Source organism: Variovorax sp. F042 (assembly GCF_057814215.1).
Genome location: NZ_JBVASX010000004.1, coordinates 1 through 26514, shown reverse-complemented (window position 1 = coordinate 26514; position 26514 = coordinate 1). Strand labels below are relative to the sequence as shown.

Annotated in this window: 26 protein-coding genes and 2 pseudogenes; 13 read left to right on the top strand and 15 right to left on the bottom strand. The window is 63.4% G+C overall.

The features are described 5' to 3' along the window. Positions 1-5 precede the first annotated feature (5 nt). The 6 genes from ACZYSP_RS15405 to ACZYSP_RS15380 all read right to left on the bottom strand — a co-directional run bounded on the left by ACZYSP_RS15405 (position 6) and on the right by ACZYSP_RS15380 (position 3802). The gene (locus ACZYSP_RS15405) at positions 6-536 is read right to left on the bottom strand and encodes a DUF2840 domain-containing protein (RefSeq protein WP_489015061.1); all 531 of its coding nucleotides are present in this window, start codon (positions 534-536) and stop codon (positions 6-8) included. Beyond that, a complete protein-coding gene (locus ACZYSP_RS15400) occupies positions 533-796 on the bottom strand; it encodes a ribbon-helix-helix protein (protein WP_489015059.1) in 264 nt (87 codons plus the stop codon). The genes ACZYSP_RS15405 and ACZYSP_RS15400 overlap by 4 nt, the downstream gene beginning before the upstream one ends. Next, positions 793-1428 (bottom strand): ParA family partition ATPase, encoded by a 636-nt coding sequence (gene parA, locus ACZYSP_RS15395; protein ID WP_489015057.1) that lies wholly within the window; start codon positions 1426-1428, stop codon positions 793-795. Before parA ends, ACZYSP_RS15400 begins: the two co-directional genes overlap by 4 nt. Positions 1429-1667: 239 nt before the next feature. After that, positions 1668-2552 carry a replication initiator protein A gene (locus tag ACZYSP_RS15390; protein ID WP_489015055.1) on the bottom strand — a complete coding sequence of 295 codons (885 nt, stop codon included), beginning with the start codon at positions 2550-2552 and terminating at the stop codon, positions 1668-1670. Positions 2553-2582: 30 nt separating this feature from the next. Then, the gene (locus ACZYSP_RS15385; protein ID WP_489015053.1) at positions 2583-2891 is read right to left on the bottom strand and encodes a helix-turn-helix transcriptional regulator; all 309 of its coding nucleotides are present in this window, start codon (positions 2889-2891) and stop codon (positions 2583-2585) included. Between the two features lie 92 nt (positions 2892-2983). Next, complete coding sequence (locus ACZYSP_RS15380; RefSeq protein ID WP_489015051.1) at positions 2984-3802, bottom strand: DNA -binding domain-containing protein; 819 nt, start codon at positions 3800-3802, stop codon at positions 2984-2986. A gap of 1259 nt (positions 3803-5061) precedes the next feature. Between ACZYSP_RS15380 and istA the strand changes: the two genes are divergently transcribed. The 4 genes from istA (at position 5062) to ACZYSP_RS15360 (ending at position 7997) form a co-directional block, all read left to right on the top strand. After that, complete coding sequence (istA, locus tag ACZYSP_RS15375; RefSeq protein ID WP_489015049.1) at positions 5062-6558, top strand: IS21 family transposase; 1497 nt, start codon at positions 5062-5064, stop codon at positions 6556-6558. After that, complete coding sequence (gene istB, locus ACZYSP_RS15370) at positions 6545-7372, top strand: IS21-like element helper ATPase IstB (RefSeq protein WP_489015047.1); 828 nt, start codon at positions 6545-6547, stop codon at positions 7370-7372. The genes istA and istB overlap by 14 nt, the downstream gene beginning before the upstream one ends. Next, positions 7369-7572 carry a hypothetical protein gene (locus ACZYSP_RS15365; RefSeq protein WP_489015045.1) on the top strand — a complete coding sequence of 68 codons (204 nt, stop codon included), beginning with the start codon at positions 7369-7371 and terminating at the stop codon, positions 7570-7572. Before istB ends, ACZYSP_RS15365 begins: the two co-directional genes overlap by 4 nt. A gap of 194 nt (positions 7573-7766) precedes the next feature. Further along, the gene (locus ACZYSP_RS15360) at positions 7767-7997 is read left to right on the top strand and encodes an Imm32 family immunity protein (protein ID WP_489015043.1); all 231 of its coding nucleotides are present in this window, start codon (positions 7767-7769) and stop codon (positions 7995-7997) included. A 129-nt stretch (positions 7998-8126) separates the two neighbouring features. On the opposite strand, the gene ACZYSP_RS15355 is transcribed toward ACZYSP_RS15360, so the two are convergent. Beyond that, positions 8127-8705, bottom strand: a complete 579-nt coding sequence (locus ACZYSP_RS15355) for a TetR/AcrR family transcriptional regulator (protein WP_489015041.1) — start codon at positions 8703-8705, stop codon at positions 8127-8129. Positions 8706-8825: 120 nt separating this feature from the next. Between ACZYSP_RS15355 and ACZYSP_RS15350 the strand changes: the two genes are divergently transcribed. From ACZYSP_RS15350 to ACZYSP_RS15340, 3 genes are all read left to right on the top strand, one after another. Next, positions 8826-9584, top strand: coding sequence for an SDR family oxidoreductase (locus ACZYSP_RS15350; protein ID WP_489015039.1), 759 nt, complete (start codon positions 8826-8828; stop codon positions 9582-9584). Then, positions 9585-10505 (top strand): NADPH-dependent F420 reductase, encoded by a 921-nt coding sequence (locus ACZYSP_RS15345; protein WP_489015036.1) that lies wholly within the window; start codon positions 9585-9587, stop codon positions 10503-10505. A 133-nt stretch (positions 10506-10638) separates the two neighbouring features. Beyond that, the gene (locus tag ACZYSP_RS15340) at positions 10639-11031 is read left to right on the top strand and encodes a GFA family protein (RefSeq protein WP_489015034.1); all 393 of its coding nucleotides are present in this window, start codon (positions 10639-10641) and stop codon (positions 11029-11031) included. Between the two features lie 114 nt (positions 11032-11145). On the opposite strand, the gene ACZYSP_RS15335 is transcribed toward ACZYSP_RS15340, so the two are convergent. Further along, positions 11146-12063 (bottom strand): LysR family transcriptional regulator, encoded by a 918-nt coding sequence (locus tag ACZYSP_RS15335; protein WP_489015032.1) that lies wholly within the window; start codon positions 12061-12063, stop codon positions 11146-11148. A 105-nt stretch (positions 12064-12168) separates the two neighbouring features. On the opposite strand from ACZYSP_RS15335, the pseudogene ACZYSP_RS15330 reads away from it, so the two are divergent. Then, positions 12169-13071: pseudogene (locus ACZYSP_RS15330) on the top strand (enolase C-terminal domain-like protein); the annotation flags it as partial. Here the strand turns inward: ACZYSP_RS15330 and ACZYSP_RS15325 are convergent. Further along, complete coding sequence (locus ACZYSP_RS15325; protein ID WP_489015030.1) at positions 13053-14225, bottom strand: sensor histidine kinase; 1173 nt, start codon at positions 14223-14225, stop codon at positions 13053-13055. The pseudogene ACZYSP_RS15330 and the gene ACZYSP_RS15325 overlap by 19 nt on opposite strands. Positions 14226-14602: 377 nt before the next feature. Here ACZYSP_RS15325 and ACZYSP_RS15320 point away from each other — a divergent pair, with 377 nt between their 5' ends. Continuing rightward, positions 14603-14959, top strand: coding sequence for an H-NS histone family protein (locus tag ACZYSP_RS15320; protein WP_489015028.1), 357 nt, complete (start codon positions 14603-14605; stop codon positions 14957-14959). Positions 14960-14970: 11 nt separating this feature from the next. Here ACZYSP_RS15320 and ACZYSP_RS15315 read toward each other — a convergent pair whose 3' ends face one another. Continuing rightward, on the bottom strand, positions 14971-15312 hold the full coding sequence (locus tag ACZYSP_RS15315) for a DUF2958 domain-containing protein (RefSeq protein WP_489015026.1): 342 nt from the start codon (positions 15310-15312) through the stop codon (positions 14971-14973). 245 nt (positions 15313-15557) lie between these two features. Here ACZYSP_RS15315 and ACZYSP_RS15310 point away from each other — a divergent pair, with 245 nt between their 5' ends. Further along, positions 15558-15848: a helix-turn-helix domain-containing protein gene (locus ACZYSP_RS15310; protein WP_489015024.1), complete on the top strand. Its 291-nt coding sequence runs from the start codon at positions 15558-15560 to the stop codon at positions 15846-15848. A gap of 32 nt (positions 15849-15880) precedes the next feature. On the opposite strand, the gene ACZYSP_RS15305 is transcribed toward ACZYSP_RS15310, so the two are convergent. Next, positions 15881-16222: a DUF2958 domain-containing protein gene (locus ACZYSP_RS15305; protein ID WP_489015022.1), complete on the bottom strand. Its 342-nt coding sequence runs from the start codon at positions 16220-16222 to the stop codon at positions 15881-15883. A gap of 627 nt (positions 16223-16849) precedes the next feature. Then, a complete protein-coding gene (locus tag ACZYSP_RS15300; protein WP_198084544.1) occupies positions 16850-17158 on the bottom strand; it encodes a DUF736 domain-containing protein in 309 nt (102 codons plus the stop codon). Between the two features lie 164 nt (positions 17159-17322). Here ACZYSP_RS15300 and ACZYSP_RS15295 point away from each other — a divergent pair, with 164 nt between their 5' ends. After that, positions 17323-17526, top strand: coding sequence for a hypothetical protein (locus ACZYSP_RS15295; RefSeq protein WP_489015020.1), 204 nt, complete (start codon positions 17323-17325; stop codon positions 17524-17526). A 127-nt stretch (positions 17527-17653) separates the two neighbouring features. Here the strand turns inward: ACZYSP_RS15295 and ACZYSP_RS15290 are convergent, their stop codons facing one another. The 3 genes from ACZYSP_RS15290 to ACZYSP_RS15280 form a co-directional block, all read right to left on the bottom strand. Then, the gene (locus ACZYSP_RS15290) at positions 17654-18118 is read right to left on the bottom strand and encodes a thioesterase family protein (protein WP_489015018.1); all 465 of its coding nucleotides are present in this window, start codon (positions 18116-18118) and stop codon (positions 17654-17656) included. A gap of 287 nt (positions 18119-18405) precedes the next feature. Continuing rightward, positions 18406-20439: a ParB/RepB/Spo0J family partition protein gene (locus ACZYSP_RS15285; RefSeq protein ID WP_489015016.1), complete on the bottom strand. Its 2034-nt coding sequence runs from the start codon at positions 20437-20439 to the stop codon at positions 18406-18408. Positions 20440-20868: 429 nt separating this feature from the next. Beyond that, positions 20869-21399 carry a JAB domain-containing protein gene (locus ACZYSP_RS15280; RefSeq protein ID WP_489015014.1) on the bottom strand — a complete coding sequence of 177 codons (531 nt, stop codon included), beginning with the start codon at positions 21397-21399 and terminating at the stop codon, positions 20869-20871. A 247-nt stretch (positions 21400-21646) separates the two neighbouring features. Here ACZYSP_RS15280 and ACZYSP_RS15275 point away from each other — a divergent pair. Next, positions 21647-21868: pseudogene (locus tag ACZYSP_RS15275) on the top strand (aspartate 1-decarboxylase); the annotation flags it as partial. 65 nt (positions 21869-21933) lie between these two features. After that, complete coding sequence (locus tag ACZYSP_RS15270; protein ID WP_489015012.1) at positions 21934-25836, top strand: PIN domain-containing protein; 3903 nt, start codon at positions 21934-21936, stop codon at positions 25834-25836. The last annotated feature ends 678 nt before the right edge of the window (positions 25837-26514 follow it).

The following is a 26514-nucleotide window of genomic DNA, read 5'->3' as shown; positions in this document are numbered from 1 at the left end:
GCGCGTCATTGCAGCGCCCCGCGTGCGAGATGCGCTGCGTGCCGCTCGGCGGTGTATTCAGGTAACGGCTGGCGTGCGGCCAGCCGGTTGGCGATCGTATGCCAGTAGGTCACCGCCACCGCACATGGATCGATCTCCGACGCCTCGATGGCGTCGATCACTTCGAGTACTGCTTTGACTTGCCGCTCGCCATCGGCGCGCAGCAGGATGCGTGCGCCAGGCAGGACGCCAGCGACACGCTGTGCGTCGTCGAACGGCATCGGTGCTTGCAGCACCATGAGCTGCCAGAGCGCCGTGCCGTAGTCGTTGCCGATCCACTTCACGCGGCAGCAGACTGCACTCGGCTCGAACACGGCAACGCGCCGCCAGCGATCCAGAATGATCTCGCGCACCGGCTTGCCGAAGCGCAACCAGACATTCACGCGCTGCTCGACGAATGCGAGCGACACCTTCACGAGCAAAGGCACGTGCGCGGGACGAGATGGCTGCGCGTGCTGGGGTGCAGGCTGCGCGACACGGACATTCGACAGCGTCATGGTGCTCCCCCATCGAACTCTCGTTCCAGCAACTCACGCAGCATGTCGGCCGCCGTGACCCCGCGGTTGAACGCAGTCACCTTGATGCGACCACGCAGCGCGGGCGTCACATCGATGGTGAGGCGCGCTGTATAAACCGATGCCTTGGTCGGTGCATCGGGCGCGTCGGCTCGGCGTATCCAGGCTGACGCCGGATCGGTCGCAGGCTTGCGGCCGATCGGCGCACGCCGTTGCAGGGGCGCGGTTGGTGGCAATGTCATTGCAGCAACTCCCGCACCGCCTGCGCGAGCGCCGCGATTTCGCGCGCGGCCGCGCATTGGGGCGCCACTTCGCACGCGAGCCTGCCCGCGGCCACGCTGTCGGCGAACACGATGCGCTGCGAGATTTCGGCAGGCAACGCTGCGAACGGCTGGTCGGCGAGCGCGCTGCGTGCCTCGCGCCCGATCACCGTCCCAACCACGCGTCGGTTGACCACGAAGGCCGCGCGCAACTGCGGTCGGAACACCCTCGCTTCGATGACGAGCTGCACCATCTCATGACTGGCCCACACGTCGTAGGCGCTCGGCTGCACAGGGATCAGCACCAGGTCCGCGGCCAGCAGCGCGGAGCGCGCGAGCGCCGCGACCCGAGGCGGGCCATCGATCACGACATAGTCAGCCTGCAGGGCGATCTGCGGTGCCTCCTGGTGCAGCGAGTCCCTTGCCAGTCCGAAGACGCCGTAGAGCCGCCCCTGGCCGTTTTGAAGGCGACGTTGTGCCCAGTCCAAAGCTGACCCCTGCGGATCGGCATCGAGCAGCGTCACGCGGCGTCCTGTAGTCGCGAGCTCGCCGGCGAGGTGCGTGGCGAGCGTCGTCTTGCCGGCTCCGCCTTTCTGGTTGAGCAACGCGATCACCTTGCCCGGGCCGTCTTGCCTTTCTGGTCGACGGTTTTCTGGTGCCCTGGTTGAAGCGCTGCCCGTTTCTTGGGCAGTGCCGTTTTCTCTTTTATCCATAAGTTATGAATTCAGTTAGAGAGTTAAGGAACCTCGAAACCGTTGCTGGACGTGGCCTGCCGGCCGGTCCGTGCGTGTGATTACCCGAGGTCTTTGCGGGCGATTACCCGAATGGCGTGCGGGCGATTCCCCGAGCCCACTCACAGGTTTTCCACAGACTGCTCAACATCTACTGTGGATAAGTCTGAATCCGCCATGCCTCGGGGCCAGCTCCGGAACCGCAGCCAATCGGCACCTCCCACACGTTCGATCGCGAGCCAGTAGCCGGGCAAGGACTGACGTCGAACCAGGCGCCGCAAGTGCAGCGCGAAGTCGCTGTACCGCTGCAGGCTGGCGGATTTCAGGTGCAGGTGCCGCAGGTCGAATTTCCAGCCTTCGTGCTGCCGGCCACCATGCTTGCGAACGAGCCGGTACAACCAGCGCTCGATGCCGCCTGAAAGCCGGAAATACGCCGGGTCCAGCGTGAGCACAAGCGCGTTGTCCATGACGCCCGAGAAAAACCAGTCGGCCAGGATCAGCTCGATGCCGTCGGAACGACCGTCCGACCGCACGTGTTCCTTCCACTCGTTGATCCACGAGAAGCGATGCAGGCGCTTGCCGCCGCTGAGGCGACCCTGCTGGCGGATCGACGTGGCCACCGTGGTGGACTGCAGCCGGTCGAGCGCGGCCTTGAGCATCAGGTAGTCGGTCTGGCCGGTGCTGCGCTTTGCGAACCGCAAGATCTCGTAGGGCGTCGCCACCATAAGCCGCGAAGGCGTGATGCCTTCGTCGCGCGCCTGCACGATCTGGCTGGCGGCCCAGATCAGAACGTCAGCATCCCAGATGGTGGCGATGCCGTGCTCGGGCACACCTTCGACCGTGAGCGAGATACCACCGGCCTCGAAGCGGATCGGCACGGTGCGGCGCGACTTCGCCAGCGAGAAGAATGGGTAGGCCATCAGGTCCTGCGCATCGCGCGGGGCCATATCGCCAGGGAGCGCGCGAAACAGCGCGAGCTGTTCGCGTTCGATACGTGGCTTGGGCATGGTGACCTCCCCCTGTTCCTGTGGGAAGGGTCAGCGCACAGAGTCGCGCTGCACGTAGCCCGGATCCGAGGTCATGCCGAAGGTGTTGCGATCCGCCCAGGCCCGCAGGTCGACGGCCGCGTACACCACACGGGCGCCGAATTTGCGAAAGCGCGGACCGCCGCCGAGCACGCGCTGCTTCTCCAGCGTGCGCGGCGACAGCCGCAAGAAGGTCGCGGCTTCTTCGGTGGTCAGGAATTCAGGATTTGTGGTCGCCACCGTATCAAGCTGGCCGTCCGCTGGTGAGTGCGGCGAAGCAGCGGCTGTCGCGCGGGAGGAAAAAGAACTGCCCAGTGCCATGAAGAACTCCATCGTTGTGGATCGGCCGCGAGCCATTCGCGGTCGGATGGAGACAGTCTGGGGAATGCGCGTGGTGACCGGCAGGGAGATATTCAGTGAAGGGATTCGTCTCCGGGATACTCTGCCGCGCTACGGCGAACTCCGGCCAGGGTCCGGTATTCGCCGTGCATGTATGCCTCGGCCCGCCGCAGCAGGTGCCGCACCTGCGCGCGCAGTTCGCCATCCGCGTGCCAGCGCGCCGCAGCTGCCTCCAGACCGACCAAGGCCTTGGCGATGTCTCGGTGCGAAGCGCCAGCCTGCGCAGCGTCGAGCGCCTGCAAGGCGCGGTGATGCAGCAGCGCTGAGCGGCTTGCAGTCCGCGGAGACACCGCGTCCGGCGTGCGGCCCACCAGCACTTTCTCCTGCGCATTGAAGTCATCGAGTTGGCAGCGCAGATTTGGCACCAGCGGCGCGGCGCAGACGTAGTCCGCACCGTCGCCAAGGCGAGAGTCCAGCAACACACGGACGCGCCGCGCGCGCAGTTCGGTAGTGAGCGTGAAATCGGTGTCGCCGAGCGTCAGCTTCTTGCGACCGGGCACGCGCCAGAGATCAAAACGGCGATCTGCCACATCGCCTTGGTTTGTGCCTCGCGTCCGGCCCACGCGCACATGCAGCAGGCCCTCGGCATCGGCCTGCCACTGCGGGCACGCCTCGCGCGCATCCAGGCGTGGATCTTCCGCGACACGCAGCCCCCATCGATTGGGCCATGCGGAGCGCAGTCGCATCGAGGTGCCGTACTCGGCGCGATAGCGTGGATGGCGGCGCAGGTATTCCCATGCCAACGCTGGGCCGTCGAGGTCCAACGCGTAGAAGTAGGCGGCCGACACGCACCAGGGTGCGCGCGGCAGATCGTCAATGTCACGCTTCGTCATGGACAGGTTCCTTCTGAGCGAAGGAACCTGCCACAGCTGTGGGTCAATCGGGTCGCCTTTTCGGCGAGGTACCCTCGCGCATAGAGCGAGCGACCGGGTCGAACGTCTTCGGCAATCTGGAGGCAAGATGACACAAGACTCAACACTCGGATCAATCGAATGGTTTTCAGCGACGACAGTCGCGGCTTCGCGTTCTCTTGCGAAGACGCGAAGATGTCCATCTGCGCCAGCACATGGAATACGCGGCTATCTCAAATTGCACGGGTCATCGGCCCCATCTTGATAATGACCGGATCGCTTCCGGACCCGGAATACATCTCTCAGACTTTGGGCAAGTGTGAACGCTGGTCAGGAACCGCCATTTTTTGACGGCGAGGACGCGGATTTGGTTTGAGTGCCCGACTTTCGGCGGCTCGAGGCAATTCGTGCTGAGCAACTGATCAATGAGTGGCTTGTTTGCCTGGTCGCCCTGCAGGGCGACCAGGCCGGTCAGTGCGACATCTGCGTTCCAGCTCTCGCGGCTATCGCCATCACTTCCCGGGGCGGACGTCGAGAGTGATGCGGCGCGCGCCGCCGTTCGCGGCTGCCCGGCTTGGCTCAATTCGCTTACAACCCGAGGCGAGCCGAAGAAGATGGGCACGGCGGCAGTCCTCTCTCGCCTGGCAGCTTGATGACCGCGCCGCGCCCGACACCGTGCCGATGAAGGTGGTGCCGCATCAGTGTGGCGCGCTGGGACGATCCCGTCCAGCACTACCGGCTCAGTCTGGTGGTGTCGTTGGACCGTCCAGCCCGTCTGTTCCTGTGCGTCGGGTGCCGTGTGCAGGTCGTCTTGTGCAGCCGCTGCGATCGCGGCAACCGGTACTGCAGCCGCGCCTGCTGGCAGCAGCACGATCTCGCCCGGCGCGAGGCCGCCTGTCGTTACCAGCGCTCGCGCGGCGGGCGCGCCCGTCATGCCGCGCGATCCCAGCGGTGGCGCGAGCGCATCGCATTGCGAGCTGCTCAGGGCGACGACGGCGTCGCGGGCACCGTCAGCCTTGGCTCCGAACATAAAGTGACGCACCAGGGTTCCTTGCCGGGGGTTGCCGCTGCTCCACTGGTGGCATGCAGCAACGTCACCGACTCCACCACGACCGCCACCGGCGCACCGGCATCTCCACCGTTACGGCGCTGCTGCCGCTGCGATGCTCCACTGGCGGACTGGCTTCGCCAGAGCTTTTTGCGCCACGCTACACGTGCCACGTTGGCACCCGGGTGGCGCCGTGACCATAGCCCCTGACCTGGTCGCGCAGATCCTCCGCCTGTACACGGTTGAGAAGTGGCGCGTCGGAACGATCGCGCGGCAGTTGCGTGTCCACCGCGACGTCGTTCGGCGCGTGATCGGCGGCAACAGCGCGCCCGTCCACCCGTCGCCACTTCGCCCGTGCCGCATTGATCCGTACCGACCGTTCATGCTGGAGACGCTGACCAAGTTCCCCACGCTCACGTCGTCGCGCCTGCTGCAGATGCTGATGGAGCGCGGTTACGTCGGTAGCGCCTCGCAGTTGCGCCATCACGTCGCGAACATGCGCCCACGCCCGGTGCCCGAGGCCTACCTGCGACTGCACACCCTGCCAGGCGAGCAGGCGCAGGTCGACTGGGGGCACTTTGGCCACCTGCAGATCGGCCGCGCACGCCGCCCTTTGATGGCCTTCGTCATGGTGCTGAGCTACTCGCGCCGGATCTTCCTGCGCTTCTTCCTCGACGCCCACGGAGCGACGTTCATCCGCGGCCATGCCGAGGCCTTTGCCGCGTTCGGCGGCTGTACCCGGGTCGTTCTGTACGACAACCTCAAGAGTGCTGTCCTGGAGCGCCGCGGTGATGCCATCCGTTTCAACCCGGTGCTGCTGCAATTCGCCGCCCACTACTGCTACGAACCTCGGCCTGTGGCCGTGGCGCGCGGCAACGAGAAGGGGCGAGTGGAACGCGCGATCCGCTACGTTCGTGACAACTTCTTCGCCGCCCGCAAGTACACCGACCTGGACGACCTGAACGCCCAGGCGCGCCAATGGTGCGAGGGCCCCGCATCGGATCGACGCTGGCCGCAGGATCCGGCGCTGACCGTCCGAGAGGCCTTCCATGCCGAGCAGCCCAACCTGCTGGCGTTGCCCGAGCGCGAGTACGCGCTGGCCGAACGCCTGGCCGTCACCGTAGGCAAGACACCCTACGTCCGCTTCGACCTGAACGACTACTCGGTTCCCCACACTCACGTTCGCGGAGCCCTGACCGTACTGGCCGACGAACACCGGGTCCGCGTCCTCGACGGCGCGCAGGAGTTGGTGAGCCACGTGCGCAGCTGGGATCGAGGTCAGCAGGTCGAGCAGACCGTTCATATCGAAGCCCTGGTCGAGCGTAAGCACGCTGCCCGCGCGCACCGTGCCAGCGACCGCCTGGCGCAGGCGGCACCGGCCAGCGTCCAGTTTCTGCGGCTCGCCGCCGAGCGTGGGGAGATCCTGAGTTCGACCGCGACGGTGTTGACCGGCTTGCTCGATCGCTACGGCGCCCGAGCGCTGGAGGCCGCCATCGCCGAGGCGTTGCAGCGCGGCGTGCCGCACCCCAACGCCGTGCGCCTGGCGTTGGAACGCGCGCGCGAGGCGGCCGGCACTCCGCCGCCGGTGACGTTGGTACTCCCCGAGCACGTCGCCCGCCGAGATGCGCCGGTGCGTGCACATGACCTGGCTTCGTACGACCGACAGGAGAACGACGATGACGACGATTGATGTAGCAACACTGGCCGATGCGCAGGCTCAGGAGCAGCGCCTGCGCGAGCAAGCTGGCGAACTTCGGCTGCATAGCTTGCTCAGTCGCTGGCCCGAGGTGATGGGCAACGCCGAACAGTCCCGCTGGGTCTCGCAGTTGCTGGCGTGGGAAGCTGCCGAGCAGCATCGCCGGAGCCTGGAGAGGCGCCTGCGAGCTGCACGTATCGGCCCCTTCAAGCCGCTGGCCGACTTCGACTGGAAGTGGCCGACGCACTGCGACCGCGCCATTGTCGAGGAGCTGATGACGCTAGCGTTCCTCGAGGACGCCAGCAACATCGTGCTTGTCGGCCCCAATGGGGTGGGCAAGACGATGTGCGCGTGCAACCTGGGCTACCAGGCGGTACTGGCCGGGCGCACCGCCCTGTTCATCACGGCGGCACAGTTGCTGGGCGAGCTGGCGTCGTTGGACAGCGACTCTGCCTTGCGTCGGCGACTTCGGCACTACGCAGCACCGGACCTGCTCATGATCGACGAGGTCGGCTACCTGTCGTACTCGAACCGCCATGCCGATCTGCTGTTCGAGCTGATCAGCCGGCGCTACCAGCACAAAAGCACGGTGGTGACGACGAACAAGCCCTTTGCCGAGTGGGGCGAGGTGTTCCCCAATGCGGCCTGCGTCGTCTCGTTGATCGACCGGCTGATGCACCGTGCCGAGGTCGTGCGTATCGAGGGCAAGTCCTACAGGCAGAAGGAAGCCGATGAACGGGAGGCCGCGCGCAAGGTCGAACGCGCTGCGCGCAAGACGGCACCCCGCTTACGCAAGACAGCAGCGTGAACCCGAGCCCGAAGCCGCCCGCATCCTTCGGGGTGCCGACCCATTGGACAGGCGAACAGGCGTTGGCAGTGCTCGAAGTCCTGCAGATTCTGCGCGAGGCCGTCTGGGCTGTGCACGGACAGCAGGCTCAGCAGGCTTGGCGTGATCAGCTTGTGCCCGACCCCGGGCCGCCGGACTTCGATCCCGACCTGCCTTTCTGATCACGCGATTCGGCGTTCGCGACCAGGCAGGCGGGCCGTGCGATCATCGCGTGCGGTTGCACGGGCTTGCCGGTGTTGCCGAAACAGCAGGCCTGCCGCTATGGCTCTTGTCGGCGCTTGTCGGCCCCTGAGCAGTCCTTCGCGAACGTCTCGTTTCGGGTAGGCTGTGTCAGCTAAACAGCCAAGGAGTTGCCGTGCGAATCTACGGCTATAAGGACGGGCAGCCGCCCGACACGGTTCCGTCGCAGCCGCTTGCGGAAGTCACCCTCAATGCGACGCCGATTGAATTGCGGGCGATATCAAAGTTCCTGAGCGACTGCGCAGACGAAATGGATCGGATGGGCGATCGCTACGATCATGTTCACCTGTCGGACCGACTCAAGCAGTTCGAGACGTCGCTGCATTTCGTGGTGGTGCGGGGATAGCGCCAGTCCAGAGGGCCGGATGCGGTGCCCGTTGCGGACGCTCGTCGAAGGCCGCTCTCGGGGAGTGCTCGTTTGTGCGACCGTTCGGTACCGCCACGCTGATGTCGGTGGATTGTCAAACCCGGTAGTTCAGCGGCCTGTTAGGCGCGGGGCACCCACCCGCAGTCCGTCCATAACGAGGTCCATGAGTCGAGTAAGGCGTGATTGCCAATCTCCTCGGGAATCGATCTGCCAAATGCCTGCGGTCGCGAGAAAGAAGTCATCCACGGTGACTCCCGGACGGATCGTTCCTGCTTGGTGGTTGGCGTCCAGGAGGAGTTGGGCTGCAGCAGGCACGGAAGCGTACCCCGATGAAGTCCCCGGACATGCGCGGTCACTGGCGGCCTGGCGGATCGCGTCGGGCAAGCCTGCCTTGGTCACCGCGTACTGGGCAAGACCATCCATCCACTCGCGCAAGGCCTGCTCCGGCGGGCGGGTCCGAAGCAGTTCGGTCGCGAGATTGGCGACCCGCTCCATCTCGAAGCGGTAGACCTCGATGACCAGCGCCTCCCGGCTCGGGAAGTTTCGGTAGAAGGTCGCTTGGCCGACCCCTGCCTTCTTGGCGATGGCGCTCAGGGCGACGTCCGGGTGCTGAGTCAACTCGGCGATGGCCACTTTCAGGATGCGCTCGCGATTCTCCAGCGCGTCAGAACGCAGGCGTGTTTCCATCTCCGGCACTTGTGCTCCTATCGAACCGATTGCTAAATGGACAATTGTCCGTTATGCTTCACGAACAAGCGGACAGGTGTCCGATTGGTGATTCTACCCAAAGCATCTTGAAAGGCTCCCGTGAAGACTTTTGGCAACACTATCCTGATCACAGGCGGCACTTCGGGCATCGGCCTCGGCCTCGCCCTGCGCTTCCACAAGGCTGGCAACAAGGTGATCGTTGCCGGCCGACGCAAGGAACTGCTCGACCGGATCACGACCGACCACCCGGGAATCGAAGCGGTCGTGCTCGATGTCGCTGACCGCGCTTCCATCGCCCACGCAAGCGAAGCGATCGCCGCCCGCTACCCGGAATTGAACGTCCTGATCAACAACGCCGGCATCATGCATTGGGAAGATGTCCGCGACCCTAGCTGCCTCCAGATCGCCGAGGACACCATTGCGACCAACCTGCTCGGTTCGATTCGGATGGTCTACGCCTTCTTGCCGCAACTGTCGAAGAAGGCCGACGCAGCCATCCTAAACGTCTCCTCGGCGTTGGCCTTCGTCCCCTTTCCCGCCACGCCGACGTACAGCGCAACCAAGGCCGCCGTCCACTCGTTCACCGAGGCTTTGCGTGTCCAGCTTGCCGACGCCTCGATCCAGGTGATAGAGATCGTGCCGCCGGGCGTCCGGACAACTCTTTTGGGCCAGCAGGAAAGCGAACAGGCCATGCCGTTGGAGGACTTCCTCTCGGAGGCCATGAATCTCCTGCAAGCCACGCCGCAGGCGCAGGAAATTGTCGTGGAGCACGCCAAGCCCATACGCGACGCGGCAGCCAGTGGCGCGTACAGCAATCTGCTGACCATGTTCTCAACCATCAAAGCGCCGCGCAGTTGAATGATCGTGTCCGCCTTCTCGCAACGCGTTGGCCGTTGCGCAGAAGGCCGACCTCATCAAGCATTTGAAAAGGCGGGACGGCGAGCACGCAGTCCCAACCCGAAGCATGGGCGCGGAGGCGAATCGGAATCGCCCACAGGGCGTGATCCGTCCCCTCAAGGCAAAACAGGAATGACCATGAAAATCGGAATCATCGGCGCTGGCAGCATTGGTGCCACCCTCGCTCGCAAGTTCAGCGCAGCGGGGCACCAGGTCTCGCTTGCGAACTCGCGCGGGCCCGCGAGCCTCCGCGAGATCGCGAGCGCGGCCGATGCGACCGCGGTTGCGCTGCCAGACGTGGTCAAGGGCGCCGACGTCGTGGTGGTCTCCATTCCGGAGAAGGCGATCCCGCAGTTGCCGAAGGATCTCTTCGCCAGCCTGCCGAGGCACGTGGTCGTCATCGACACCGGTAACTACTATCCTGGGATGCGCGACGAGCCGGTGGCAGCAATCGAAAGCGGGATGCCCGAGAGCCAGTGGGTGGCTGAGCAACTTGGCCGCCCTGTTGTAAAGGCGTTCAACAGCATCCTGGCGCATAGCCTGGCGACCCAGGGGCAACCCGCTGGCTCGCCGGGACGCATCGCGCTGCCGGTGGCAGGCGATGAGGCCGACGCGAAGAAGATCGTCATCGGCCTTGTCAACGATGCCGGGTTCGAGGGCGTCGATGCGGGCACGCTCGGCGAGTCTTGGCGCCAGCAGCCCGGGACGCCCGCGTACTGCACGGACATCGCGGGCAGCGCAGCGCTGAAGGATGCGCTAGCTCGGGCGGTGAAGGACAAAGCCCCCGGCTTGCGCGACTTGGCACTTCAGCGATTGGGCCAACTCGGGTCGACGATCACGAACGACGACATGCTGCGCGTCAATCGTGCGCTCCACGACTGAAGCAACGGTCGGCCCGTGCGGGTCGAGGACAAGATCGCACTTCGTTAGTTGAACCACGGTGCGCCCTGGACATCGCTTTTCAATCTTCTGGAAACGTTCACGCCAAGATGGCGAATCAATGATGGGAGCTTTCATGCATAAAGGCAGCTGTCTCTGCGGCACAGTGAAATACGAAGTTCGCGGCAAGCTTGGTGCGGCGATCTATTGTCACTGTTCGCTCTGTCGCAAGGCGACCGCTACCGCATTCGCGACCAATGCGCCCGTCGCGGCCAGTGACTTCGTCGTTGTCGAGGGCGAGTCGGCGCTGAAGGCATTCGATTCTTCGCCAGGTGTTCATCGCCTCTTCTGTCTCAACTGCGGTTCGCCGATCTTCAGTCGCCGCGATGCGATGCCCGAAGTTGTGCGCTTGCGGCTGGGGACGCTCGATACGCCGCTGCCGGCGCCGCCGACCGCGCATTATTTCGTCAGCTCGAAGGCCGAGTGGTACGAGATACACGACGCCTTGCCACAATTCGCGCAACGCTAGGCGGTGACCGCGCAGGTCTCGTCCCTCGCGCGCAGCGGGCGCACAAAGTCCGGTCGACTCGAAGGGCTTGAGAATTGAGGAAAGCAGAGTGCTGACGCTTGCGGTCCGGGCGCGCTAGCGACTGTTCGGCGAGGGCTCGCCCGTGACGGCACGCCAAAAGGCCTCGGCCGACTTTCCGCTCGACCCACGTTCGCGATAGAGCCGGATTTCGAGAGGGATGTTCCAGTCTTCGCTCGCGGCCGCCACGAGCCGGCCTTGCTTCAGGTCGTCGTCCACCAATGTCAAGGGAAGCCATCCCAGCCCGCGACCATCCAATGCCATCGTGCGAAGCACGGACGCCGCATGGGCCGTGAAATCAGCGTGCAACGGCAGGCGTTGCAAGCGACGGCCAAGCACCGCTCGCAGTATTCGACCGAGGCCGGACTCCTCGCTGTATAGAAGGGCAGACACGGTGGCACCGCCAGGGACTTCGAGGCGGTGAATCGGTGCTCCATGAACGTCGGGCCGCGAGACCGGCACCATCACGTCGTTGCCCACTTGTGTGGAACGATAGCTTTCGCCGTCAAGCGCTCCGATCGCCGCCGCGTGCACGTGACTCATCACGAACTGCACTTTGCTTTGCTCCATTAGCGCTTCGCAGCGGAGCAAGACGTCGGACATGATCTGGATCTGCCCGACAGTGCTGGCCGGGCCGAGGTTGTGAAGCCAACGGGGCAGGAAGGTGAAGGACAACGCGTGCGTGGACGCGATGCGAAGCGATGAGGCGCTGGCATCCTCGATCAGCTTGGCCTCGCCCGGCAATTTCGCAACGCGGGCCAGCACCTCCTCGGCGACCCCGACGAACCATTCCCCGACGTCCGTCAACTTTGCGGGCTGGTGTGTCCGATCGAAGAGGTCGGCGCCAATCCACTCCTCGAGGCTACGGATCCTCCGGCTGAACGCCGGTTGCGAACTGTGGCGTTCCTCGGAAGCACGCGAAAAGTTGCCCGAAGCGGCTAGCGCACGAAAATCTTCAAGCCAGATCAGGTTCATGAGCAGTTCGTCCAGCGCATGGAAGATGAGGAATTGAGCATTGGCCGCAAAACCAGAACGCTCCGAACATTCAGGCTCGTACTCGAAACACCCTCGGAGACAGCCATGAAGATCGTCGAAATCCGCGAGAAGACCCTGCCCATCAGCTCGCCCATCCGCAACGCCTACATCGACTTTAGCAAGATGACGCTCAGCCTGGTGACGGTCATCACCGACGTGATCCGCGACGGCAAGCCCGTGGTCGGCTACGGCTTCAACTCGAACGGCCGCTACGGCCAGGGCAAGCTGATGCGCGAACGATTCATCCCGCGCATCATGGAGGCGGACCCCGCCTCGCTGGTCGACGACACGGGCGACAACCTCGATCCGCACAAGATCTGGAACGCGATGTTCACCAACGAGAAGCCCGGCGGCCACGGCGAGCGCTCGGTGGCGATCGGCACGATCGACATGGCCGTCTGGGACGCCGTGGCCAAGATCGAAGGCAAGCCGCTGTTCCAACTGCTCGCCGACCGATACGGCGACGGCAGGCCCAACCGCAAGATCTTCGTCTACGCGGCCGGCGGCTACTACTACCCGGGCCAGGACTATCGCAAGCTGCAGGACGAGATGCGCAGCTACATCGATCGCGGCTACACGGTCGTGACGAAGAAGATCGGGGGCGCCTCGCTCGACGAAGACCTGCGCCGCATCGACGCGATCATGGAGGTGCTGCAGGACGGCCAGAAGCTGTGCGTCGACGCGAACGGCCGCTTCGACCTCGACACGGCCATCCAGTACGCCAAGGCGCTGTCGCAGTACGACCTGTTCTGGTACGAGGAGCCGGGCGACCCGCTCGATTTCGAGCTGCAGGCGACGCTGCGCCAGTACTACAAGAACCCGATGGCGACCGGCGAGGACCTGTTCTCGATGCAGGACGCCCGCAACCTGATCCGCTACGGCGGCATGCGCCCCGACAGCGACTGGCTGCAGTTCGACTGCGCGCTCAGCTACGGCTTGGTCGAGTACGGGAGTTGAACGTTCAGATCGCGTTGGCTGTCGCTCGCTGAAAGCGGTAGCGTCAGCGTAAAGACGGTGGTGCCAGACGACGAGATAACATTGATCTGGCCACCATGCGCCCTGGCTATCTCCCTGACGATAAACAGCCCGAGACCGAGGTTGGTGGACTCTGCCGCTTCGTCCGACGGACGTCCCCTTCGCAACGGCTCGAACAGCGCATGGATGTTCTCCACTGGTATCGGCTCTCCAGCGTTCGCTACCGAAAGCTGCACGTGGCCGTCATCGCCGATCAGCACGACGTCGATCGCCGCCTTCTGCGTACCGTAACGTGCTGCGTTGGTAACCAGATTGCCAAGAGCCTCGCGCACGCGCGACCCATCAAAGCTACCGAAGGTTTCTCCCTCCGAATGGAAACTGATCTCGACGTCAGGCAGGGCCGTGCGAAGCAATTCGATCTCTTCAGCACAAACGCTTGCAAGCTCGATTTCGGTAAGGTGAAGGCCTAGCCCCATTCCAAGTGAAGCGCGACTGAAGTCGAGCAGATCGTCCAGCAGCGTCTTCATGCGCTTGCCGCTTTGGATCAGCCGCACGGTGTGACTTTCCAAAGGGACCACCGTGATCATTCTCGAGAGCACCTCGGCCGTAAGAAGAATCGCATTGAGGGGGCCACGTAGATCGTGTCCGAGCACGCCTAGAAAGACATGGCGCCAGCGATCCATTTCCGCGGTGAAGTAGGCGACCGACTCCGCAACCGCTTGATCGATGGCTTCATTGAAGCGGACCAGGTCGTCCTGCATTTCCGGGCCGCCTGCTTTGCCACTGTCAAACCACAGCCGAAGGATAGAAGCTCGCAGTGCTCGGTACTCGGCCACAAGTTGTTCAATATCGAAGCCGGCCTTTGCTCGTAACAGTGCGTGTGTTTGCGCGGCAGTTTCCGGCGTTCCATGGATACGCGCTTGTTGGCCGAGCGACTTCGCAAGTTGCTCACGGGGTGTCTGGGCCGAGCGCAGATCCTTTGACGTCGCAGCCAAGATCATTGGCAAGTGATCGCGCAGGGCCTCAGCATCCAGATGCGATGAAGCGGGCAGCATGGTCGCAACAAATGCCTCAGCAGCCGAAAGGATAGGTTCGGCGTTGTCGTCAATGAAGTCTGCCAAGCGCATCGTGACATTCTTTGCCCGTCCGGGACGGACGGAAATCCATCGTACGCCAGGACAGGGGTGGGGTACACAGCGAGCCGCCCATCTCGACGAGGGGTGCAGAGCTGTCGACTGCGTCAGCGGATGGGTTGCCAGTTGTGGGGAAGCAATTCAGCTGCCTCGGCAGGGGCCTTAGCAGGTCTTTGAGGTACGCGCACGGCTCATGGCCGTGGAGCTTGGCCGACTATGCCGACCGCCGAACTATGCCGAGCGGCCTCCCTTCTCGCCTTTGCGACGACCGTTCGCTTTTGCGTCAACGGTAATGGACGTTCGTCTCCCGGCAAGATGAAATTCTGCTTTGGATCACAATCGCAATTTCTTTCTTCTGAGGCAACTCAACAATGGCAAAGACGTATCTCCAGGTTCAGCAGCAGATTGCACAACTGCAGGCACAAGCCGATGTGCTGCGCAAGAAAGAAGCCGCCGGCGTACTCGCGCGCATCAAAGAGGCCATCGCGGTCTACGGTTTCACCGCAGAGGACTTGGGCGTTGCCGCGCGCAACGCAAGCATCAAGGCAGCCAAACCCGCCGGCCGCGCCAAGGCTGTCAAGGCCGTCAAGGCCAAGACCCACTCCACGGCCTCCATTCCCAAATTCAAGGACGGCAACGGCAATGTCTGGAGTGGTCGGGGCCCGCGTCCGGCGTGGTTCAAGGCAGCGCTGGAAAGTGGCAAGACGCCTGCCGAACTCGCAGCCTGAACGGCTTCGGTTCAGTCTGAAATCTGCCCATCGCGCAGGGCCTCGGCCACGTAGGCCGACAAGGTCTGCCGTGGCCTGAAGCGCGGATCGGCCACGATGGGCTGACCTTGGGGGCCGCGTACGGCTTCGAGGGCAGCCAGACTCACATCGCCCAGTTCCGGAAAACCTGTCCCTGCATCGCACAGGCCATAGGCCCTGTCGCCATCGGCGTCCAGTTCGGTGAGCAGCCAGACAAGCCCCGCATCCAGCGTGTAGAGCTTGACAACCGGCAACGGATCGAGCACTTCACCGCGAGCACGGGCCGCCCCATTGGCCAGCATCTGGGTACGCTGCTCATCGGTGAGGAATGCCATGGCTTCTCCTAGAGACTGAGACATGCTAATGCGCCGGGCGCATTTTTGTAAGTCAAATTGACACACTGCACCAAGCAAGGCGTTGTCGCGTCATGCCATTGGCTCTCAAATCGACGCCATTGCAACAACCGCCTTTATTGCCAGCGCAGAGCTGATGTGCTCACGAAACTTTTATTTGAACACTATAGATTGTAGCTCTATAGAGGTCGATAGGTTGTCATTGCCGTTCCCCTACGAACGCCTGAATGACCAAGACGACGCACTCCTTTCCTGCAGCTCTCAGAGCTGTACGGAAAGCCCGCGGCTTGAGTCAGGAAGCTTTTTCGGATGTGTCGAGTCGTACGTACATGAGTTCGCTCGAGCGCGGCTTGAAGAGTCCGACCCTGAACAAGATCAACGAGTTCTGCGATGTCATGGACGTGCATCCACTTACGCTACTGGCGCTGGCCTATGGCAGTGACGGCAAGGGTGTAGACAAACTTTTCGCGCGTGTACATCGCGAGTTGCTCGACATCGAGACCTCGCGGACAGAGTGAAGGCGCTGCCGTGAAGCAGCGCCTGCGGCACGCTACGCCACGATGCGCCCTGCCAGCCGCGCTTCACGCGCGTACCCGCTTAGCCGCTTGTCAGCGACGAAATGAAGATCGCGCTCGATGGGTAATCCCCACCTCCCCCGCAAGCCCTCCAGTTCCGTCAGACTCACATAGCCCAGCTCGGGAAAGCCCTGTCCAAGGTCGCAGAGCCCGAACGCGGTGCCTTCGGAATCAAGTTCGGTCAGCAACCACGTCGCGCCCGCGTTGGGCGTGAACAGCTTGACCACCGGCAGCGGGTCGAAGTCGGGGTTCTCGGTCGATTCACGGCCATTGGCCAGCAGTTGCTCGCGTTGTTCGTCGGTAAGAAGCGTCGTCATGGTCTTTCCTTGAAAGGATGCAGGGCGGAATTGCCCGAGACCAGAGCCGCACGACGCAGCGCAGCCGTCAGGGTTCGCAGACGGCCGCGGGCCGCAAGCGCACGATGTGCGCGCAGACCTTGACGGCGAGAACGCCGTGCAACGATGCAGGGAACAGCAAACCGCCCCCTCCCCGTCTTGCCTTGTGGCAAGCGAAGCGCGCAGGCCGGGAGCGCAGTGAAGGCCGCAGGCGTCAGGGATGGAAGCCCGAAGGGGCGAGGCGCCATCGGCGGCTCGATGCGCAGCACGACAGCCCGGCCCGGCACCGCCGGGAGACGCACGAATGCCTTCGACACCGATCCGTATCTACGCCGACTCGCAAAACCTGTGATGCGTCTTTGCACAAAGCCACGAGTCCGCAGAACCGCCAGCGCACATCCACTGCTGCTCGTGCATCCGTAGAACCGCAAAGTCGGGATGACGCCGATCCGCAGATGACGGAATCAGAAAAAACACGGATTGGCGCCATTCCGTACTTACGGAATTCAGTGCGGACGTGCAGCAGTGAAACGGCCCGCGACAAGCGCGGGCCGTTGTTGGAGTCCAGAGGTGAAGCGCCCCGCCCGTCGGCGGGGCGCCGGGCGACGATCAGTCGCCCTTGCTGCGCGACCAGATCAGGTTGTGCGCGCCGTCATCGCCCTCGACCAGACGGGCATAGATGGTCGCCGGGAACGACGGGTCGTCCAGGGTCACCGACAGGTAGGGCCGGTCTGCCTTGCTGACCTTCTTCCATGCCGCGCCGATCTCGTAGCCTGTGCCCGCCACGATGCGGTAGTCCGGGGCGTTCTCGCTTTCCTTGTCACTGGGCGCAATCTTGACCTTGACGTTGAGCGTCAGGGTGCGAACCGTGCCGGCGAAGCCGTTGTTCTGTGCGGTGAAGATGCCGATGTTGGCCATGATGAAGTCCTTTCGAAGTTGACCAGGTCCGCGCCCGTCGCGGCCTTGGCGTGATCCGGACGGCGCGGGTCCGGGCGCGTCGCACCGAAGGCCGCAACGCGAGTGGAGGACCGGTAGGCCCGAGAAATTTGCTTCGCGAGGAAGCTGCACAGCAGCGGGGAAATTTGTCGGGCTGGACGGTTGCGGCGATGAAGCCCGAGGCGAAGCGCAACGCAGAGAAGCGCCGCCGTGCCCGCGCCAGGATTCACGACAAATACAAGGCCGTGGGCGTGAACCTGATCCCGAAAGGACACATGGCCCAGGCACTGGTCCCACAGCAACGGCTTTCCGGCCTGGACTCGGACGCAGTCCAGGTCCAAGCCGGCTGACCAAGAAAGCGCCGCCGGAACGTCCCACAGCGTCGAGGCGACAGACGTGATCGGCATCGGCGGCATGGAGGCAGGTCAGAAATTCACGGCGAGGGACCGACGCTGGATGACCCGTCGTCCCCGGCCGTCAGACCCGCTGCCCGCCGCCGCGAGCCGCCGCAAGCGCATCGACCTTCGTGGCGATACGCGACTCGATGCTGGCCCGATGCGCCGCCACCAGCGTGACGGTTCCGTCGAGCACGAGTTCGTGGTCGTCATATGCCTGGACACGGAATGTCGCACTGCGCTCGCCCAACCCCTCGACCCATCCACGCAGTCGCAGACGTGTCGTCGGTGGAATGGGGCCGAGATGCTCGATATGCACGGTGCGCCCTACGACCACCTCCATCGTCGCGTCGATGTGCCTCTGCATTTCGCGGACGCAGATGGACTCGACAACCGCGACCAGGTACCCGGTCGCCAGACATTCGATCAACGTCTGCGCGTATTCGCGGCCATGCGGCAGCCTCGCGAACAAAGACCGTGCCGTCTGGTCATGCGACACCGCATAGGTTTCTTCAAAGCTGATTTCGCTGACGCCTTGTTGATTCATGGGGATGTGAGGGGTGAAATCATCGAACTCTCCGAATCCGAGAGACGCGTGCGCATCTGGATCGGAACTCTCACGATGCTCACGTGATGGGCTGGCGCAGCCAACCTATCGGGGCATGCCGGGGAGCACCACGGCGCAGGAAATCCCGATTGCTTAGGACACGCAACGCCGCCACGGCGTGGCCATCGCCCTCCCCCTCGCCGCAAACGAAAACGCGCGCGGCACACTTGCCGCGCGCGTTTGCGCTCGCACGTCTAAGGCCCCGGCCTCCGGCCGGGGCCTCATGCTTAGACGACTGCCGCCAGTTCCTCGCGGTCTTCGGCCTCGGCAGCGGCTTCATCCGCTTCCAGCACCGCTTCGATCCCCGACGATGTTGGCGTCTCAGAGGTCGGTTCTGCCTCAGCCCTGAACATCACCGGCAGCCACCCGGTCCCGGCGGCGAGCCTTTCGGCCTCGCTCGCAATCTCAGCCTTCTTGAGCTTGGACAGCCGGGTCACGTGATCCGGTGCAAAGGCCAGCACCGCCTCCAATGCCTTCGCCTTGGAGACATGCGCAAAGTAGCCTTCGGCGGTCGGCGCCCACCAGTCGTGCATGTCGAGGCTCACGGCCTCGGCCAACCCGGCGGCGGGCACCTCGTCCTCGCGGGATGCCAGCACACTGACGGTGGAAGCCACGCACACCGCCAGCAGCGACAACAGTTCGCCTTGCGGCAGGGCCAGCAGCTCGGCAAAGAGAGCCTTGGGCTCTTTCGGCAAGCGCGCCGCCCATGCCTCGCGGACCTTGCCCATGCCCACCGCCGCAGGCGAGTCCCCCACATCCGGGGCATGCTGCGTCAGCCCGTCCTGCGGGATGGCGATGATGTCGACGGGCGAGCCGCCCGAGCCGTAGCTGTTGAAGACCACGCGTAGCGCGAGCCGATGCACCACGGCCACCAATGCCACCAGCGGATGCCGAGCGACCTCGGCCTGCAGAGCGGCCGTGCGATGGGCGCTCAGCCGCTTCGCCAGCTTCTCCGAGATACCGGACTTGGCCGGCTCATCGGCATCGCCACCGTGGCCGTTGCGTTCCACACCAGCCGCGTTGGCTTCTTGCCGCTCCTGCGCCCGCAGCGCCTTGGACTGCTCCTCGCGCAGCAGTCCACGATGCACCACCACGCCGCCCATGTGATCCACCGACACCACGGCACCGGCTACTTCCACCGTCCCGGGCGGGTAGACGATCAGGGTCTGCTCGATCGCTTCCAGTTCGTTGCCGAGTTGGTCCAGTTCCTCCTGCAGCGCCTGCACGCCGTCATCGCTCAGTTCCGCATCTTCATCATCGAGGCGGTCCTGCAACTCGCTCTGTTTCCCTTCGAGCTTGGCGATGTGCTTGGCCTCGGTTCTGTTCGGGTCGCGGCGCGTGCGCCGCACTCGCTGGAACACGTGCAACTCGGCAGCCGTGGCGCGCGGCGCGACCTCCACCCATCCCCAGCCCTCCAGCTGAACCTGCTCGACAACGTCGGCGAGCTTGTGGCGCGCGAGCGTGTCCAGCAAACCGGCATCGGTGAGATAGCCTCCCTGCTCTTCGTCCGAAAACAGGTCGCGGCGCACACCGCCTCCTGCGGCCTCGTAGGCTTCGAGCCCGACGAAGCGGGCCAGCGCATCACGACTCGCATCGATCTCTTCGTGGGTCAGATGGTCGCGCAGCGCCTCGGGGCTGCGCTGCCATGCCGGGCTGTCGTAGAACGCGGCCTCCTGCGCCGCGTGGTCGTCGGTGATGGCGAGCGCCATCAACTGTTCGAGGGTCACAGCACCGGTCTGATAGTCCGCCAGCAGGCGCGGCGAGACGTTGGCGAGCCGCAGCCGCCGCTTGACCACCAGCGGCGTCACACCGAAGTCCGCCGCGATGGCCTCGACCGAACGGCCTTCGGCCACAAGCGCCTTCCATGCGAGCAGTTCCTCGACCGGTCCCATCGCCTCCCTCTGCACGTTCTCGGTGAGACTGGCCGTACGCGCCAGCGTGTCGGCCACCAGCATGCAAGGCACCGACCAATCCTCTGGGATGCGCCGCTTCTTGGCGAGCAACTTTAGGGCCGCGAGGCGCCGCCCACCGGCGACGACCTCGAAGTCCCCGTCATCGCCGCAAGGAATCACGGTGAGGTTCTGCAGAAGGCCCAGACGCCGGATGCTTGCAGCCAATGCAGCAATCGACGTGCGTGCCTTGCGGCGCACGTTGCGCTTGGATGGCCGCGAACGCAGCCGCGAAAGCGGCACCAGCACCATGTTCTGCGCAGGTACGGCCGCTTCAAGGGTGGAAACTTCTGACGCATCAACAGTATTCATGATCGAACTCCTGTCCCATGTCGGGACGTTGGAAAACAAAACTGGGAAAACAAAAACCGAAACTGGATTCAGGGCGTAGGTCTGTGCATAGGCGCTCTCCTTGGGTGTTGGGCTCCGCAGGGGCCGCGAAGCCCTTTCGCGGCCATACAGGCCGGCTGGGGCCGGCGCGAGTGCGCCGTCAAGGGAGAACAGCGAAAGCGCTGGCGCGGCCCGCAGGCGAAGCCGAGGACACGGGCGCCGCAGCGACCCTTGACGGGAGGAGCGCACGCAGAGGCCAGGCAAGCCGCGCACAGCGCGGCGCGCAGGTGGCGGATACCGCCACCGGAGTGATCAGATCGAGGGGGTCGGCCGGCATCGGCCGCTGGCCAGGTGCACGCGCGCAGCGCGCATGCGAGTGGGCAATACAAAAGGGGCCGAAGCCCCCCTTTGCTACATCAGCCCATGCTCGGCCATCGAGTAGATGTCGCGGCCGCCGACGATCAGATGATCCAGCACCCGCACATCCACGAGAGACAGCGCGGTCTTGAGAGTCTGTGTTAGCGCTTCGTCGGCCAGCGATGGCTCTGCCGATCCCGAGGGATGCCCATGCACCAGCAGCAGCGCGGCGCTGTTGCGCGCCAAGGCGTCCTTGACCACCTCACGCGGATACACCGAGGTCTGTGCCACCGTCCCACGGAACATCTCCACGTAGTCGAGCACACGGTTTTGCGAATCCAGATGCGCGACGGCGAACACCTCGCACTCCAGCGCCCCATGCCGCAGACGCAGGAAATCTCGCACCAGAGCAGGCGAAGACAGCGCGTCGCTGCCACGCACCCGCCTCGCCAGAAGTCGCTGCGCTGCGAGCAGCACCTCGTCGGCCTCGGCCGGGCGGTACTCGCCCGCCACATCGCGAACGAGGAGGGGAACAGAAGCAGAGAACTCGAAGGAAACAAGAGAAGAAAAGAGATCGTGCGACATGGTCGGCTCCGTGAATCGGGCGGGATTGCCCGAAACCGAAAGCCGCACGGCGCAGCGCAGCTGTCAGGGTTCGCAGACGGCCGCCAGGACGCCAGCGTGCACAGCACGCGCAGACCTTGACCGCGAGAACGGCGTGCTACGGTGAGAGGGACAGCAAGCCAGCCCGTCCACCACTCTCCCCTGCCTTTCAGCAAGTGCAGCGCGCAGGCCAGAAGGCCAGAAGGCCCGAAGGGCCGGAGGTCGAAGGATGAAGATTGCGAGTGCAAACGCCATCGGTGGCTCGACGAGCCTTCGCTCGCTCCACCGCGTCGCCGTCACCGACTGCGAACTGCACTACGAAGGCTCTTGCACCATCGACGAAGACCTGCTCGACGCGGTCAACCTGGCCGAGAACGAGCAGGTCCACATCTGGAACATCAACAACGGCGAATGCTATGTGGCCTATGCGATCCGGGGCGATCGCAGTACCCGTAAGCACAGGCCTCATATGATGTTTGACCGGAAGCGCACCGTCCCCAGCAAACTATAGAAAAAATGGCAGTCTCCAACGATCTCCAGTTTCCTGAAACAGAAGAGCTCTTCGAGGAGATGTGCTTTCATCTGTACAGCAAGGACTGGAACGATCCCTTTCTCAACCGGCTGGGCAGCACAGGGCAGAGCCAGTTCGGGCTGGATCTGATCGGCACGGTCAACGGAAAAGACGTCGGCATCCAGTGCAAGCACTACATCAGCACACCGTTTACCCTCGCGACGGTGACGGGAGATCTCCACAAGCTCGATGGATCGACCGTGGTCGTTGATCACGTCATCTTCGCAACCACCGCTGCCAACAAGGCAGCCCTTGTCACCCAGGTCCGGGAGCTCAATAGTCTTCGTCGTACGAAGGGCAAATGCGGAGTCTCCGTCCACTTCTGGAGTGAACTGTCGGCGCTGCTGCGAAAACATCCGGAGGTCGCCCGAACATACATCCCGGGATTTCCGGGCGGGGCGCTACTGCAGATCCGGGACACGACCGAGGCGACACTCGTCGCGGTGCAAGGCGTTTCCGACGCTGTGCTTGGCGCACTGGCCGACGCGGCCGCAGCGAAGCAGGCAACGCAAGCTCAACCCTTGATCACGCGGCAGCTGGATCTGGCCCGGGAAAAACTTCTCCTGGGTCGACCGCTCGATGTGTTGGAGCTTCTGGAGAATCTCGGAGATCCTGCATTGTTCGGCGATGCGCCCGCCCAGTCCCGCTGGCATGCAACCAAGGCGTCGGCCCTGCTGATGTCCAATCGCTCGGAAGAAGCTGCGCGCGAATATCTGGTTGCCGCATCCATACTGCCGGATCTGGAAAAAGCGTACCGTAACAAGGCGCATGCGCACATGCTGCAGCGCGACGCGCCGCAAGCCCTTGCGATTCTCGATGAAGGACTCGAGAAGTACCCCCAAAGCAGCCTGTTGTGGGCGTTGCGCGCTGCCGCCGAGCGTGCATCCGGAGAAGCCGACCCCGGAAAAGACATTCCATCTCACCTACGCGATACCACTGATGTGCTCTTCACGATGTCCGGAATCCGGCATCAACAGGGGCGACTTGAAGAGGCGTTTGACTTCATTCAACGCTGCACCAAGAACGAGAAGCCGTCTTTTGAGCTCAACCGATTGCTGCTCGCAACCGCTTTGAGTTGGGCACTGAGCGATCCTGTGGCATCTCAGCTCGGACAGTTGGAGCCCGGCAAGAGTCAGGCTCTCCGAGATGCATTGCTGGCTCATGAGTCATTGGAAGTCGCCATTCCCGCGATCCAGCACGACGCCGCCTCATTCGAGGTTTCCAGCAATGCCGTCGTCTGTCTGCTCTTGCTCGGCGAAGTCGCAAGGGCGCGCAAGATCGCCAATCTGGCGCTGATGCGGCACCCTTTCGCCAGCAACCTCCTGCGCGTGCGGATCGATGAGATCGAGGAGACCAAGGATGTAGATGGGCTGCGCAAGCTAGCCGAAGGTCAACTTGCGCAAATGCCCGACGTCGCACTTGTAGCCATCGCGGAGGCAGCCTCCAATCTCAATACACCGGATGTATTCGAGCGCGCAGCTTCTCAACTCGACTCGCGCCCACTGTCCGAGCGCGAACGGCAGGATCTTGCGGTTCTTTCCGTGCATGCGCTGTGGACTGCCGGTGCCAAAGAGCAGGCCATCATGCAAGCCAAGGCGCACGTCAGCGCACACCCCAGGCACATGCTAGGCCAGGTCGAGCTGACCCGGATGCTCAGCCGCTCGGGCGAAGATCTCGCCGCAGCATTGCGCGCTCACGCCGTTGAGGAACTGGCAGCAGCCCAGGACGCGAGCTCTCTCGAAGTGTCCCTGGCCGCGGACCTGCTCCGGGAGCTGCGCGACTACGCAAAGGCGGCTGCGCTGTACGCACGGCTTGTGCATACGCCTGGCGCTGATGTGCTCACTTACAAGTACATCTATTGCCTGATCGAATCGGATCAACGCATGAGAGCCCAGCAGTTGATGGATCAGCTTCTGGTCGCAGTGCGGGAGAGGTCGGACTTCAGAAGACTGGAGGCAGAGCTCGCTCGGCGCAAGGGCGACTGGGTGCGCACCGCGGACCTGCTTCGGACGGAACTTGCCCAATACCCACAGAATGCGACGGTGGCTCTGAACTATGTGGGGGCACTGTATCGGATGATGCCGGTGCCGGGTGAACTCACCGATTACCTGTCATCGAACCCGTCGTTCGACGGGAATCACACCGCGGCCGAAGTCGAGTTCGCCAAATACGAGCTGCAGCACGGCTTGCAGATGCAAGCACTTCATCGGCTTTATCGCTTACTGCGCGACAACCCCAGCGACACGATGATTGCCGGGTCCTATCTGGCTCAGATATTCATCAGCAACTTTCCCGCTGAACTCTCTGCCGCACAACAGGCCGGTCCCGGGACTTCAGTGCTCCTAAAGACGCCCGGAGAAATGTTCGAAATCGCCATAGACACGGACCAGTCGGCCCGCCCGAGCTGGCCCGAACTCGTCGGCGCCGACTCCGCAGTAGCAAAGGCTCTGGCGGGAAAGGCAAATGGCGACATCGTTGTGCTTGACAGAAATCTTGGCCCGGTGGAGTGCGAGATTGCAGGAATGGATACCATCCTGAGCTTCGCGGCACGACGGGCCGGAATACTGCTGCACACGGCGGCAAGCAACGACGGCCCCGCATGGTCGGTCAATCTTCAAGGCCCGGATGGGCAGATTGATGTCGACAAGTTGCTCGCTCCAGCACAGGCCAGGAAGCAACGCGAAGGCGTTCTCCTGGAGGGCTATCGGAACTCGAAATTTCCTCTGTCGACGCTCGCCAAGACGCTTGGGAAGCACACCCTCGAGTTGGTACTGGGATGGCCTCACGACAAAGCCCCCATGTTTGTCTCCCTTGGTCTTGCCGAGGAGCGCGACGCACAACTCACCACACTGCGCTCCCGCCAGCGACGCTACGTGCTCGATCTCTTGACGCTAGGGGAGTTCGTGGCCCTCGGTCTATTCAGGAATGCTGCCCCCTTGCTCGGCAAGCCACTCGTTCCAACATCGGTTCGAGATGAGCTTTCTGGCCTGCTTGATACAGAAAAGCGTTTGCCGACCCACGAAGACTTCCCGGATGACGGAGCTGGCCCGGGTCATCGAACTCAGCCTCACCGGTTTCTCGTTCGACGCATTGAATTGTTCCAGGAGATTCTGTCCTGCATTGACGAGCTGTGTGAGGTCACGCCCGTGTTGGGGCCAGCCATCTTGACCGACGAGCACCGGACGCTGGGACTGCTTTTGGACGATGCGACGCTGGATTGCGTGTACCTCTGCTTGGAGCGTGACGCGGTCCTCCTGACGGAAGACGCTGGGCTTCGGCGAAGTGTCATTGCCGTCGGGATCACGAACTCGGTCAACGTGCAGCCCGTGTTGATGGCTGCGCTGGACGAAGACTTGATCAGCCATGCCCAGTATGTGGATGCGATGAGCAGCAAGATCGAGCGGAACCAGGAGTTCATCAACCTTCGGTCCGCGGATCTGCTGTACATGGTCGGGCGCAATCCGGGCGCATTTGATCCCGCGGTCACGGCTGCCTTGAACACGATGCGCGGACCTCAATTGGATCTGCCATCGGCCGTGCATGTGACCGCCGAAATGCTCTTGGGAATGGTCGAACTCGTATCCCCCAAGATCTTTCGCCAGTATTTCTCGGCTGCCCTCGATGCACTTGCCTCGAATCGACCGCAGCAAGCGGCACCAATCCAGAACGCGCTTGCGCATGCGGTGCATTCGAGAATCTCGCAGTTGCCCAAGCCGCTGCGACTCCAGCTGAGTCGAACCATGGGAGCGCTGCTGCAAATACAGCCAATGGAGCAGCCTCAGATGCTCCTGCGCTCACCTATTGCCTTGGCCGTTGCTGAGCTAATCAGGCGCATCTCAGAGGACTGAATTCGACTCACGGGACCGACGCTGCGCTGCAACTGACACGTATGCAATGGCGTCGCTCCGGTCGCGAACAAAGCAGGAGCAGTGCAGTCTCCACGAACCGTCGGATTGCCTGCAACAGCTGCGGGGATACTCGGAAGAACGATGTTGGCTTGAGCGTCCGACCAAGGTGCACCTGGTCAACGTTAGAAATCATGCGCAATTTTTGAGCAACCTCGCGAGGCACTAAAGGAACACATCGCATCCCAATCCGAGCTGAGCGGCGGGAACTAATCATATACAGTTGAGACCGCCAGACCGCGCCAAGCTGGCTTGCTTTGATCCGAACCGGCCCGGTGTTCCGAGCCAAACCGGTCGGAAGACCCGACGACAAGCAGGAGAGCAGCAGTGAACGAACGGTGTCTATGGATTGTGTGTTTCGTTCCACTTGACGCGGGAGGGGCCAAGTTCTTCGGCTTCTCTGAGTTCTTGGCAGCACTTGCGCTCATGGTCTTGGCTTGGACCCTTGCTGATATCCGCTACAAGTTCAGAATTCAGACGGCTCCGCTCCCCCTTAGCAGGCTGCTGAAATACCTCACCGGATGGTCCCGCGAAAGTGGACCTGAGGCGTTGTCTTAGCAGACTCACAAAACCTGCTCCGATGCGCGGCCCTGACACATTCACCGAAGGCTTGTTCACCAT